The sequence below is a fragment of the Methylorubrum subtropicum genome, assembly GCF_038442325.1.
In the GTDB taxonomy this organism is placed as follows: Bacteria; Pseudomonadota; Alphaproteobacteria; order Rhizobiales; family Beijerinckiaceae; genus Methylobacterium; species Methylobacterium subtropicum.
In genome coordinates this window covers 57,227-69,467 of the sequence record NZ_JBBXMW010000014.1, presented here as the reverse complement: position 1 = coordinate 69,467, position 12,241 = coordinate 57,227, and the positions used below count along the sequence as shown (strand labels likewise).

At 67.9% G+C, this 12,241-nt stretch carries 18 protein-coding genes; 17 read left to right on the top strand and 1 reads right to left on the bottom strand.

What is annotated here, in order from left to right:
- The first annotated feature begins 17 nt into the window (after positions 1 to 17).
- The 17 genes from AAHG03_RS18710 (at position 18) to AAHG03_RS18630 (ending at position 11,106) form a co-directional block, all read left to right on the top strand.
- Positions 18 to 233 (top strand): hypothetical protein, encoded by a 216-nt coding sequence (locus AAHG03_RS18710; RefSeq protein WP_342152341.1) that lies wholly within the window; start codon positions 18 to 20, stop codon positions 231 to 233.
- Between the two features lie 56 nt (positions 234 to 289).
- The gene (locus AAHG03_RS18705) at positions 290 to 1,558 is read left to right on the top strand and encodes a phage portal protein (RefSeq protein WP_342152339.1); all 1,269 of its coding nucleotides are present in this window, start codon (positions 290 to 292) and stop codon (positions 1,556 to 1,558) included.
- A complete protein-coding gene (locus AAHG03_RS18700; protein WP_342152338.1) occupies positions 1,555 to 2,754 on the top strand; it encodes a S49 family peptidase in 1,200 nt (399 codons plus the stop codon). Before AAHG03_RS18705 ends, AAHG03_RS18700 begins: the two co-directional genes overlap by 4 nt.
- Before the next feature lie 81 nt (positions 2,755 to 2,835).
- Positions 2,836 to 4,182: a phage major capsid protein gene (locus AAHG03_RS18695; RefSeq protein ID WP_342152336.1), complete on the top strand. Its 1,347-nt coding sequence runs from the start codon at positions 2,836 to 2,838 to the stop codon at positions 4,180 to 4,182.
- A 93-nt stretch (positions 4,183 to 4,275) separates the two neighbouring features.
- Positions 4,276 to 4,761: a hypothetical protein gene (locus AAHG03_RS18690; RefSeq protein ID WP_342152334.1), complete on the top strand. Its 486-nt coding sequence runs from the start codon at positions 4,276 to 4,278 to the stop codon at positions 4,759 to 4,761.
- 68 nt (positions 4,762 to 4,829) lie between these two features.
- Positions 4,830 to 5,549 carry a hypothetical protein gene (locus AAHG03_RS18685; protein WP_342152332.1) on the top strand — a complete coding sequence of 240 codons (720 nt, stop codon included), beginning with the start codon at positions 4,830 to 4,832 and terminating at the stop codon, positions 5,547 to 5,549.
- A 27-nt stretch (positions 5,550 to 5,576) separates the two neighbouring features.
- On the top strand, positions 5,577 to 6,002 hold the full coding sequence (locus AAHG03_RS18680) for a hypothetical protein (RefSeq protein WP_342152330.1): 426 nt from the start codon (positions 5,577 to 5,579) through the stop codon (positions 6,000 to 6,002).
- Positions 6,002 to 6,166: a hypothetical protein gene (locus AAHG03_RS18675; RefSeq protein ID WP_342152329.1), complete on the top strand. Its 165-nt coding sequence runs from the start codon at positions 6,002 to 6,004 to the stop codon at positions 6,164 to 6,166. Before AAHG03_RS18680 ends, AAHG03_RS18675 begins: the two co-directional genes overlap by 1 nt.
- A gap of 599 nt (positions 6,167 to 6,765) precedes the next feature.
- Positions 6,766 to 6,924: a hypothetical protein gene (locus tag AAHG03_RS18670; RefSeq protein WP_342152327.1), complete on the top strand. Its 159-nt coding sequence runs from the start codon at positions 6,766 to 6,768 to the stop codon at positions 6,922 to 6,924.
- Positions 6,921 to 7,577, top strand: a complete 657-nt coding sequence (locus AAHG03_RS18665) for a hypothetical protein (RefSeq protein WP_342152326.1) — start codon at positions 6,921 to 6,923, stop codon at positions 7,575 to 7,577. Before AAHG03_RS18670 ends, AAHG03_RS18665 begins: the two co-directional genes overlap by 4 nt.
- Positions 7,574 to 7,921, top strand: coding sequence for a hypothetical protein (locus tag AAHG03_RS18660; protein ID WP_342152325.1), 348 nt, complete (start codon positions 7,574 to 7,576; stop codon positions 7,919 to 7,921). The genes AAHG03_RS18665 and AAHG03_RS18660 overlap by 4 nt, the downstream gene beginning before the upstream one ends.
- A complete protein-coding gene (locus tag AAHG03_RS18655; RefSeq protein WP_342152322.1) occupies positions 7,922 to 8,596 on the top strand; it encodes a hypothetical protein in 675 nt (224 codons plus the stop codon).
- A gap of 3 nt (positions 8,597 to 8,599) precedes the next feature.
- Positions 8,600 to 9,025 (top strand): phage tail terminator-like protein, encoded by a 426-nt coding sequence (locus AAHG03_RS18650; protein ID WP_342152320.1) that lies wholly within the window; start codon positions 8,600 to 8,602, stop codon positions 9,023 to 9,025.
- A 100-nt stretch (positions 9,026 to 9,125) separates the two neighbouring features.
- Entirely contained in the window at positions 9,126 to 10,055 is a 930-nt protein-coding gene (locus AAHG03_RS18645) for a phage tail tube protein (protein WP_342152319.1), read from the top strand.
- 69 nt (positions 10,056 to 10,124) lie between these two features.
- On the top strand, positions 10,125 to 10,349 hold the full coding sequence (locus AAHG03_RS18640; protein WP_342152317.1) for a hypothetical protein: 225 nt from the start codon (positions 10,125 to 10,127) through the stop codon (positions 10,347 to 10,349).
- Positions 10,346 to 10,771, top strand: a complete 426-nt coding sequence (locus AAHG03_RS18635) for a hypothetical protein (RefSeq protein ID WP_342152315.1) — start codon at positions 10,346 to 10,348, stop codon at positions 10,769 to 10,771. The genes AAHG03_RS18640 and AAHG03_RS18635 overlap by 4 nt, the downstream gene beginning before the upstream one ends.
- Positions 10,772 to 10,818: 47 nt before the next feature.
- The gene (locus tag AAHG03_RS18630; RefSeq protein WP_342152314.1) at positions 10,819 to 11,106 is read left to right on the top strand and encodes a phage tail assembly chaperone; all 288 of its coding nucleotides are present in this window, start codon (positions 10,819 to 10,821) and stop codon (positions 11,104 to 11,106) included.
- Between the two features lie 8 nt (positions 11,107 to 11,114).
- On the opposite strand, the gene AAHG03_RS18625 is transcribed toward AAHG03_RS18630, so the two are convergent.
- Positions 11,115 to 12,212: a hypothetical protein gene (locus tag AAHG03_RS18625; protein ID WP_342152313.1), complete on the bottom strand. Its 1,098-nt coding sequence runs from the start codon at positions 12,210 to 12,212 to the stop codon at positions 11,115 to 11,117.
- Positions 12,213 to 12,241 lie beyond the last annotated feature (29 nt).

The window sequence follows — 12,241 nt, the reverse complement described above, 5'->3', positions numbered from 1 at the left end:
GCCGCGCCGGAGCCCCGATGCGCCCTGACCGCTACCCCGATCAAGCCGAGGCGCCGGCGCCGACGCCGAGCGTCACCATGAGCGCGCAGGTGTTCCGCGAGTTGATGGGCACCGCCGGCGCCGGCATTGCCGGCTATGGCGCGTGGCTGCACTACCAGCCGCTCGGTTTCGTCGTCGGCGGCGGGGTGCTGGTCGCGCTCGCAATCGTCGGGACCCTGCGGGGCAACGGCTGATGCGCGGCCTGTTTTCGGCCATGCTGGGTGCGAGCCCGCGGGAATCGGCTCCGGCCGTGACCTCATGGGATCCGGCCGACGACCGCTGGTACTCCGACGACCTCGGCGGCCAAACCTTTGCCGGGCGCCGGGTGACGCCCGACATCGCCATGCAGTTCTCGGCGGTCTACGCGGCCGTCAACCTGCTCGCTAAGACGATCGCCTCGCTCCCGCTGCGCATCTACCGCAAGGACGGCAGCAAGAGCTACGAGGCGCCCGAGCATCCGCTCAACGACCTCTTAGAGTACCAGCCGAACGGGTGGCAGACGGCCTGGGACTTCAAGGCCATGCTGATGATGCACCTCGCGCTGCGCGGAAACGCGTATGCCGAGATCGTTGCCGGCCCGCGCGGTTTCGCCGACCGCCTCGAGCCGCTTCATCCCGATCGGGTCTCGGTCGAGCGGCTGCAGGATTACACCCTCCGCTACACCGTCACCGACCCGTTGCGCGGCACGCGCCGCCTGATGCAGGACGAAATCCTGCACCTGCGCGGCAGCATCGCCCCCGGCATCGTCGGCATCAGCCCGATCACCTACGCGCGGCAGACGGTCGGCCTCGCGCTCGCCACGGAAGAGCACGGCGCCCGCTTGTTCTCGAACGGTGCCCGGCCGTCTGGCGTCATCACGGTCCCGAAATCGTGGAGCGACGAGGCCTTCCAGCGCTTCAAGGAAGACTGGCGCCGCACCTACAACGGCCTCTCGAACGCGGGCGGCACACCGATCCTTGAGGACGGCGCCAAGTTCGAGGCGATCAGCCTGACCGCCGAGGATGCGCAGTTCCTCTCCACGCGCCAGCACCAGATCGAGGAGGTGTGTCGCTGGCTCGGCGTCCCGCCGGTCTTGCTCCACCACATGACCAAGACAACGTCGTGGGGCTCGGGCGTCGAGGCGATCATGCTGGCCTTCGTCCGCAACGATCTTCGGCCGTGGCTCGATTGCTGGACGCACGCGATCCGGCGCGACCTGATCCTCGCGCCTCGCCTCTATGAGGCACGCTTCGACATCGAGGACCTGATCCGCGGCGACTCGAAGGCCCAGGCCGAATTCTTCAGCCGCCTTGTCCTCAACGGCGTGCTCACCCGAAACGAGGTGCGCGACGCCCTCGGCTACAACCCGTTGCCCGGCCTCGACGAGCCGCTCCAGCCCAACACGGGCGCCACGTCCGACAAGCTGCCCGGCAACGGCGGCGGCGAGCGGAACCCGGAATCGAACCGCAACGGCCCCGATGGAGGGCCCGCGCTCATCGAGGCGAGCGCGGATGACGCGCGCGAGGAGCCCGACGAATGACGAAGCGCTTCCCGCACCTGATGGCGGCCATCGCCCGGCGCCCGTGGGCCCTGTCCGAGGATTGGCTCGCCGGACTCGTGGAAGTGGTCGGCCACCGCGCGTCCGGCGGCGCTCGGATCGACGCGGATCGGGCCCGCGAACTGGCGGAATCGCACTCGCAGGTGCGCGGCGCCGTCGTGATTGCCGGCCAGTCCACCGTGAACGGCCTGCCGACCTATTTCGGGCTCGCTGCCGATGGCGCGACGGTCGAGGCGCGATCGCGTGACGGCACTGCGGTGGCGGAGGCTTCCGTCATCGCGGTCATCGGCGTCTACGGCATCATCTCGCAGCGCTCCGCCCAGGTCGACGACATGAGCGGTCCGCAGGGCACGTCCACCGAGCGGGTCTCGCGCTCGCTGCAGCAGGCGCTCGCCGACCCGGCGGTTAAGGCGATCGTGTTCCACCACGACTCGCCCGGCGGCAGCGTCAACGGCGTTCAGGAACTCGCCGCCGAGATCATGGCCGCGCGCGGCGAGAAGCCGATCATCGCGCAGGTCGACAGCCTCGCAGCCTCGGCGTCCTACTGGCTTGCCTCCGTCTGCGATGAGGTCTGGATCACGCCGAGCGGCGAGGTCGGCTCGATCGGCGTCTACATGATGCACCGGGACTTCTCGGCGGCGGCCGAGATGGACGGGGTCAAGATCACCTTCGTGAAGGCCGACGACTCGCCGTTCAAGGTCGAGGGCAATCAGTACGAGCCGCTCGGCGAGGAGGCCGAGACGTACCTGCGCAGCCAGGTCAACAGCTTCATGGGCGACTTCGTCGGTGCCGTCGCCAAGGGCCGCGGCGTCCCGGTGGCGAAAGTGAAGGCCGATTTCGGCCGCGGTCGCACCATGCGGGCCAAGGAGGCGGTCGCCTCCGGCATGGCCGATGGCGTCGCGACCATGACGCAGACGCTTCAGCGCGTCGCCAAGATGAAGCCGGGGCAGAGCCCCCGGCGCAAGGCCGAAGGCGGGGTGATCGAGCACCGGGCCGCGGCCGACGAGACCGGCGGGGAGACCCGTGCGGACGCCGCAGGCGATTCGCCTGACGGCACCACCCAGGCAGCCAGCGACGTCGCCGACGAGCCGCCCGCGGCTGACCCGGCCCTCGCGTCGGCCGCAGCCCTCAACGCCCTGCGCCACCGTCGGCACTCCTTTCGCCAACGCACGGCCTGAGCCGTCCCCGTCGCCACGCCGCCGGGCAGTGGGCCGACATCTCCCGTCCGTTCTGCCCGGCTTCGCACAAGGAAACCGACCATGCTGAAGTTCCTCCGTCAGCAGCGTGCCGACCTCACCAACGAGGCGACCGCGATCTTCGACAAGGCCGCCGCGGAGCAGCGCGACCTCACCAAGGACGAGGCCGAGCGCGTCGACGCGATTGAGGCGGCTCTTCAGGAGAACCAGAAGAGCATCGAGCGCGCCGAGGCCCATCAGGAGCGCCAGCGTGCGCTCGGCGTGACCGCGCCGGACGCCAATGAACAGGCCGACCGCCGCACGGCCGCACAGCCTCGCACCGGCAACGGCTTCGCCAGCCTCGGCGAGCAGATGATGGCGATCGCGCGCGCCGGCATCGCCGGCGGCAACGTCGATCCGCGCCTACAGGCGACGGACGGCATGCGTGCCGGCCCCACCGGCATGTCCGAGGGCATCGCGGCGGACGGCGGCTTCCTCGTCCAGACCGACTTCGTCAACGACCTGCTCACCACCGCCTTCGAGGAGGACGAGCTCGCCTCGCGCGTGCGGCGTATCTCGATCGGCGCCAACTCGAACGGCCTGCGCGCCAATGGCGTCGACGAGACGAGCCGGGCCAATGGCTCGCGTTGGGGTGGTATCCAGGCCTACTGGATCGGCGAGGCCGGCCTGAAGCCGGACAGCAAGCCGCGCTTCAAGCAGATCAACATGGAGCTGCAGAAGCTCGTGGGCCTCTGCTACGCGACCGACGAGCTGCTGCAGGACACCACGGCGCTCCAGTCGTGGATCACCCAGGCCTTCCGCGACGAGTTCGCGTTCCAGATCGGCGACGCGATCATGAACGGCTCGGGCGCGGGCAAGCCGCTCGGCTTCCTGAACTCCGGCTGCACCATCGTGGTGCCGAAGGAGACCGGGCAGATGGCCGGCACCGTCGTGGCGAACAACATCCTCAAGATGTGGTCGCGCATGCCGCCGCGGAACCGCCGCAACGCGGTCTGGCTCATCAACCAGGAAGTCGAGATCCAGCTGTTCCAGCTGATGCTGCTGGTGAAGAACGTCTCCGGCACCGATAACGTCGGCGGGCTCGCGTTCCCGCAGGTGCAGTATCAGCCGCCCGGTACCAACGGGAACCAGTACGGCACCCTTATGGGCCGGCCGGTCATCCCGGTCGAGTACGCGGCCGCGCTCGGCACCGCGGGCGACGTCGTGCTCGCCGACCTCTCGCAGTACCTGGCGATCGACAAGGGGCCGATCCAGGAAGCCTCCTCGATCCACGTCCGGTTCATCTACGACGAGACCTGCTTCCGCTTCGTCTACCGGTTCAACGGCCAGCCGCTCTGGCAAAAGCCGCTGACGCCCTATCGCGGCATCAACACGACCTCGCCGTTCGTCACCCTCGGCACGCGCTCCTGAGGCGGCTCTCCGCCGTTCACGTCGCGACGAATCGCCAGGACCGAGCGCCCTGGCGGACCCCCCTTCCACCATCGGACAGCCAGGAGCGCAGCCATGCCGAAGCGCAATTTCGCCACCGCCACCAAGCTCGTGAAGGTTCTTGCCGCGGCGGCTGATGCCGCTGGTCGGGCCGGTCGAGCGGTCAACCTCAAGAACGCCGGCTACGCCACGGTGATCGTCAACATCAGCCAGGGCAACGCCGCCGTCGTGCCGATCACGCTGCAGCAGGCACGCGACGTCGCCGGCACCGGCGCCAAGGCGCTGACCAATCCCGTGCCGATCTGGGCGAACCTCGACACGGACGCGACCGACACGCTGGTGCGCCAAGCCGATGCCGTCGCCTTCACCACCGACGCGGCGGTGAAGAGCAAGACGGTCGTGTTCCACATCGACCCGGCCTACCTCGACGTCACCAACGGATACCGCACGCTGATCGTGTCGACCGGCGCCTCGAACGCCGGGAACGTCACCAGCGTCGACGTGCTGCTCGACGGGCACCGCTACCAGTCCGAGCCGCTCCCCTCCGCCATCGTCGACTGATCCGTGTGCAGCCCGGCGGTCGCGCTTGATCGCCGGGCCCAGGAAAATTCTGAACTAGAGGTGGTCTCATGTGGGTGAAGCAGCTGATCGGCCGCCTCGCGGGCTCGGTGGTCGATGTCCCGTACAGCGCGGCGCAGAACGCCATCGTGAACGGCACCGCCGTTCCGGCGACCGACGACGACTTGGAGGCCGCCGGCGTCGAGGTGCGCCCGATTGCCGAGGCGGCCGATCCGACCGCGCTGCCGGCTGGCTATACAGTCGAGGATACGGAGGCCGGCGGCTTCAATCTCAAGGATCCAGGTGGCGTGATCCTGAACGGCGAGCCGCATCCGAACCTGCCCGCGGCGATCGACGCGGCCCATGCGCACCGCATGGCGACCGTCCTGTCGCTCGTGCCCGCTCCGGTCGTCCCGGTTCCCCCGGTGCCCCCGTCTCCGCCGCTGTTCACGCTCGACGACTACCGGTTCGAGGCCATTGAGGGCGGCGGCGTCCGCCTGTTCGACCCGGCCGGTGCCGTGATCGGCGACAATCCCTATGCCGACGAGGATGCGGCCCGGCTCGCCGCGCGCGAGAACTTCGCAGCCGCGCGCGGCCTGTCGCTGGAAGAGCTGGCGGCGGAAGAGGCTGGGCGCGGCCTGCTGACGGAAGTGGCCGTGCCCGAGGATTGGAAGGGTCTGCACCACACCCAGCGTCGCGCGTTGGCCGCGCGCATCGCCGGCCGGCCCATCGCCGCGACCGCGGAAGCGGACGAGGTGATCGAAGAATACGTCACCCGGCCGGCGGCCTGAGACGCGCGGGGTGCGGGGGGGGGCGTTATGAGGCGGATCGCATTAGCGGCGGCACTCTTCGCCCTCGCGGGTGCGGCGCCGGCCCTGAGTCAGGGCGTCAACGGCTACGAGCCGCAGCCCGGCCCGGTTCTCAACGTCATGTCGGCGCCTTTCGTCCGCGCGACGATAGACCCAATCATCTTCGACGGCGTGACGACGACCCCGAAGCAGTTCGCGATCTCGAAGCCCGCAAACGCCACGACCTATCGGTTCGTGAACCCGTGCGACGTGGATGTCCGCATCCGCCGGGTGTCGTCGCTGTCGGAGCAGGTCACGGCGACCACCGGCATCCGGTATCTCGCCCGCACCGTCGAGGTGGTGGGGACCAGCAATCCGAGCTTCGTGTCGATCATGGCGGTGTCGGCGCCGAGCGGCCCGTGCGCGCCCGAGCTTCAGTATGGGAACGGGTCGTGATGACCGACACGCAGCGGCACAACATCAGGGTTTTCCGCCGGATGTTTCGGCTTCAGGGCCGAGAAGAGCGCGCCGAGTTTCGCGAGATGATCCGCGCCGAACCCATGCTCGCAGTGAAATGGTGGGGCGCGAGGCTGCCTCTGCCCGAAACGGCAACCGCCTGATGCGCTTCGCCGCCGTCCTATACCTCGTCGCCTGCCTCTCGCTCTGCCTCGTTTCTCCGGCCGAGACGCGCGGCATTGGCAGTCCCGGTATGGGCCTCCCTGGGCCGGCTGGGGAACGCGGCGAGCCGGGCGTAGCCGGTGCGGATGGCGCGCCGGGCCCGAAGGGCGATATTGGTCCCAAAGGAGCAAAGGGATCAACGGGTGACACAGGACCGACCGGACAGCCTGGAGCTATGGGGCCAGCAGGCCCTGCGGGTGCAGCAGGCAACCCTGGACCTGTGGGACCAATGGGCCCTGCTGGGCCTCGCGGCGCAGACGGCGTGGCTGGACCAGTGGGTCCGGCCGGCCCTACTGGCGAGCGAGGACTTTCGGGCGCGGCAGGAGCAGCAGGCCCGAGTGGACCGGCTGGTCCGAAGGGGGATACCGGCCCCGCTGGCTCGGCAGGGCCTCAGGGTGCTGTAGGCCCGGCGGGCCCGAAAGCGGCGCAGCTCGTCTGCACCTCCATCGTCACCGAGACCGCACTCCTTGCCATCAGCAGCGGCGTGCGGGCGGTCAACGGTATCTCCTGCCCTGGCGCCCTGGCTACCGATCTGCTGCTCGTGCTGCCCACGTCCTCGGCGGCTCTGCTTGCGGGCTATGCCGTGCATCATGCCTTCCCGACCGCGGCCAACACGCTTCGGGTGGTGCTGCAGGTGCCGGCGCTCGCCATCGGCGCCTCCTACTCCATCCCGGTCGCGATCTACGCGGTAAATCGATGAGCACATCCATCATCGCGCCGCCCGCGAGCACGCGCCTGACGACGGCCACGAATGCCCGCGGCGATCTCGGCCTGCCCGCGACCGCGCCGACCGACGCACAGCTGGAGCGCTGGATCGACCAAGCCTCCGCCCAGGCCTCGACGTTCTGCCGCCGCGTGTTCGGCCGCGCCACCTACCGCGAGCGCTTCGACCTCGCGAACCGGTGCCGCGACGACCTCTATCTCGGGCTGCTGCTCGATGCTGGCCCGGTCGTGTCGATCCAGGCGGTAGCGGTGGACGGCCTGCTGCTGAGCCCGGCCACCTACGAAGTGGACGACCGGTTGCTCTACCGGCTTCAGGACGGCGACCGCCGGGCCTTTCACGGCCGCGTCGTCGCCGTCGAGTACGTCGCCGGGTGGGTGCTGCCGAGCGAGGCGGACGATTACGCGAACCCGCCCGTTGGCGCGGAGAAGCTGCCCGCCGACGTCGAGCGCGCCGTGATCCAGTTGGTCGGCGGACCTGCCTTCGGGCTCGGGCGCGACCCGATGGTGAAGAGCGACGACGTCGAGGGCGTGGGTTCGCGGAGCTTCTACGTCCAGGGGGCGGGTGCCTCGCTGCCGCATCCAGAGGCGGAGGCCACGCTGTCGCAATACCGGAGGCTCGCGTTCGCATGAGCCCCGCTGCCGCCATCGCTATGCTCGACCAGCAAATCCGCGCGCACGGGCAGGACATCACCCTGCGCCGGCCTGTGGCGAACGGCACTGCGATCGAGAAGCCGTTCCGCGCCTTCGTCCGCGGCTACCGACCGGACGAACTGGCCGGCGGCCTTCAGCAGGGCGACACGCAGGTAGTGCTCTCGCCGACGGGGCTGCCCGCCGAGTTCGCCGACGCCGACTCGACCCGGCTCAAGAAGCTCGACCGCATCATCTTCGACGGGCGCACCCGCACGGTGAAGTTCGTGGAACCGGTGCGGATCGCCGGCACGTTGGTGCGGATGAACGTGACGGTGGAGGGCTAGATGGCGCTCACCCGCTTCAAGTCCTCGGGCCTCGACGTCCGCCTGACGGTGGCGGCCTCGCTCTCGCCGGAGCGTCGCCGCGCCCTGATCGCCGAGCGCGCCCGCGAGGGCCTGCGCGAGAGCCAGGAGATCAACCGGGCCGCGCTCGGGCACGTGCCGGGGCACGACACCTTCGTGGATGGCCGTGCTGAGGCGCCGTTGAGCACCGTCAACCCCGACCGCGGCGTCATCGTCTTCCGCTTCCACCTGCTGCGGCAGGTGATCCAGTGGGTGGACGAGATGCTGATCGTTCACTCGCCCGTGCTGACGGAGCGCTACGCCCGCAGCCACATCTGGTTCGCCGACGACCGGGAGATGGACCCGCTCAACCCGCCGCCGGCCGAGCAGTACATCGTGATGAATGCCCAGCCGTACGCGCGAAAACTCGAAAGGGGCGCATCGAAGCAGGCGCCCGATGGCGTCTACGAGAGCGTCGCTACGATGGCTCAGAAACGGTTCGGGCAGGTCGCCTACATCGGCTTCAGCTACCGCTCCATGCTCGGTGGAGCGATCGGCGATTGGGCGCAGACGGCCTCTGCCGACGCGCTCGCCAAGCGCATTCGAAAGGGCGACCCCGACCAGCATGAGACTTGGTTGACCCGTCAGCCATGCATCAAGATCGACGAGGGCCGCTGAGCCGTGGCGCTCTCTGCGGTCTCTGCCGCGGTCGAGGGCCGGCTGAAAGCGTGGTCGGGGGCGCAACCGGGCCGGCCACCGGTGCGCGGGCTCAACACCCAGGACGCTGAGACCCCGGCCGACAACAGCGCCTACCTCGAGGTCCACTATCCGGTCTCGACCTCGGAGCAGATCAGCATGGGCGCGCCCGGCGCGAACGTGTGGCGTGACGAGGGCGCGTTCCGGGTGCTGCTGAACGTCGAGTCGGGGTCGGGCGTCGTCGGCGCGCTCGCCCTGGTCGATGAGATCGCCGCCCTGTTCCGGGGCAAAAACTTCGACGGCGTCCGCTGTTTCGCGCCGTCCCAGCCCGTCATCGACGACCGCAACGATGCCGGCGGCTGGTTCACCCTGTCGTTCGCCGTCCCCTACGAGCACGACATCATCGCCTGATCCGGCCGCCCGCGCGGCCCGAGCCTGATCCTCTCCCCCGTCGGAGAGGCCTTTCGCGCGCCGCGTCGCGCCTTCCCGCTACCACCCTCAGGAGAGCACCATGGCCTTCGCCAATGGCAGCGAGCGGCGTACCGCGTACGTCGCCGAGACCAACTTCGGCGTCATTCCCGCCACCCCGTCGTTTAAGCTGCTGCGCATCACCGGCGGCGGCCTGCGCACGAACAAGGGCACCGCCACGATCGACGAGATCCAGGCCGATCGGAACGTCCGCGACGAGCTGATGACCTCGCAGGACGTGACCGGCTCCTACGATTTCGAGCTGTCGGGCGACACCTTCGACGACTTCATCGCCGCCGCGCTGCGCGGCGCCTGGGCGACCAACGTCCTGAAAAACGGCGTGCTGCGCCCCTCCTTCACGATCGAGGAGACCATCAACTTCGGCGGCACCAACAGCTTCAGCCGGTTCGCGGGCGTGATGGTCAACACCATGTCGCTCAACCTGCCCTCGCGGCAGAAGGTGACGGGCTCGTTCGGCCTGATGGGCGTGCAGGAGACGCTGGACACGGCGATCGTCACCGGTGCGACCTACGCGGCGGCCAACACCAACCAGCCCGCCACGTCTTCGGCGAACGTCGGCACGCTGACCGTTGGCGGCACCACGACCCCGATCCGGCTCAAGTCGCTGCAGATCGAGGTCAACAACGAGATGCGCGTGCGCGACGCCGTCGGCACGCTCTACTCCGCCGAGTTCGGCGTCGGTCGCTGCAACGTCACTGGCACCGCGGAGCTGTATTTCGAGGGCAACGATCAGTACGCGGCCGTCCTCGCCCATGGCTCCGGCGCGATCTCGTTCACCGTCGGCGTCGAGGCCAACAAGAAATACACGATCACGATCCCGAAGGCCCGGTTCCTCGACGGCGCGCCCAACAAAGGCGGCAACACCGACGACGTGATGTTGAGCCTGCCGTTCCGCGGGATCTTCGACAGCACCACGAACGCGTCGATCCAGATCACCCGCCTCGTCGCCTGATCCCTCCTGAGACCCTGACCCGCTGCGCGCTCGCCGCGCCGCGGCCCCTCATGCGCGAGGAGGCGCACCATGAAGACCGTCACCATCCTCTCCGACTTCTCGTTCTACCCGAATGGGAAGGACGAGCGCGCGTTCCGGACGGGCGAAGAGCCCGAGCTGTCGAACGAGCACGCCGATCTGCTGATCGGTAAGGGCCTCGCCCGCCTCAAGGGCTCCGACGCCAAGACCACCACCCCCACCAAGGCCGAGCCGGCGTCCGCCGCTGAGGTCGAGAAGAAGGATTCCGACGCGTGAAGCTCTCTGCTCTGAAGGTCGATGCCAGCGCCATCGAGGACGGCCAGTGGGTCGGCAACATTCCCGAGATGGGCGACCTCGAAGTCCGGGTCCGCGGTCTTAACAACGCCAAGTACCGGCGCATCCAGGCCCGCCTGATCGACGCCGTGCCCCGCGCCAAGCGCCAGGGCGGGCGCCTCGACCCGGATGAGCAGGACCGCATCACGGCGACCTGCCTGCGCCAGACCGTGCTTCTCGACTGGCGCGGCCTCGAAGGCGAGGACGGCCAGCCCGTAGCCTATTCCGAGGAGTTGGCGACCGAGCTGCTGACCAAGCCCGAGTTCCGTCGCTTCCGCGAGGGCGTGATCTGGGCGGCGTCACAGGTCGGCGAGGAGCAGGCCGAGGCGGACAAGGCTGACGAGGGAAACTTGCCGACTGCCTGAAGTGGTCGCTGGTTTGGGGCAAGGAGGTCGAATGGGCTGAGCAGGAGATGGAGCACGACCCCACCTTCTGCCCGCCCTTCATGGTCGACCGCCCCGAACTCGCGCCCCATCTGGCGCTCTATAGTGAGGCGTTCTCCGACCTCTCGACGGATCGGCCGCTCGGCGCCTTCGGCGGTGCCGGGCCTATCCCGTGGTCGGCGATCGACCGTTACGCGGCCCGGCACGAGATCGACGACGCGGACGATTTCGACCGGCTCCGCCGCATGATCCGGGCCCAGGATCGGGCCTATCTGGATCATGTGGCGGAGGAGGCGAAAGTGAAGGGCGGGAAGTAGGCGTTCCGCTAGAAGCGGACGCCCACCGCACCCGTTACTTCGGTGGTGTAATAATTGCTACCAAAAAAGCGGACGTTTGCATCTATATGGTTCATCATGGCGCCCTCTACGCGGGCAAAATACGGACCGAAATTGTGCTCCAAGCCTAATCCTAGGATGCCGTAAGGCTGAACGCCGTGCTTTTCTGTGCGGGCGACGCTGCCGCTGACAAAGGATGAGCAGCCCGTGACAAACCCTCGCGAATAACCAGACTGGCCGGTCTCGACAAATCCATTCACCGCCGTGCAGGTAATGTTGCCGGTTTGATCTACTCTATTTTTGCTTGTTACCGCATTTGCTCCAGCGCCTAAGCGTAAATACAATAGAGTATCGCCAAAGGTTATGCCGAAGCGGGCCGAAATATCTCCCCCGTAATCCCGGCTCAATGCGTCGCGAGTTTTGGTTTGATAAGTTAGCGGCAGACTGCCGACTTCACTTGGCAGCAGAGGGCGGATGCCCGGCGTTCCTGAACAGCACGCTGTATATACCGGCACCGTCAGATCTCTACCTACGACGCCCGTATCTGACCGCGCAACAGTTTCGTCAAACATCTTCCGGCCCCGGCCCTCGAAGCCAAATAAAAAACGGCCAGAAGTTATGTTATACCCAAGAGATGACCCAATGCTTCCGCCGGATATGGCAGACGGATTGGCATAAGCAAAGTAGGTATCTTGGGTTTGCTTGCCGGCGCCGAACTGGTACCCCCCGTGTACCGTAGCAAAGAACCCATCAAAAGAACTTGCTGGCGGAACAATCGGAGCGATTAACGCCGCGTTCTTTGAGATCAGCGCAACAGGCGGGACGGCAGATGCGACTGCGTAGGAAGCCGCGGTCTGGTGTATTGGCCTATCACGGCGCGTCCCGCGATCAACCCGAATAGCGCGTAGCTCCGCCTTCGCCGCCGTCGCGTCCGCGCGATCTTGGCGCGATCGCGTCTCCAGCGCATCGACCCTCGACTGAAGCTTCTGGATGACGGCGACCATCTGCTCGGGCGTCATCGTTTCGGCATATGCCGAAGTGGCAAATGTGAGTGCGGCCGAGACCGCGAAACCTGCTGCGCGACGCACAATGCTGCTCCTACTCGTCGTTTCGAGGA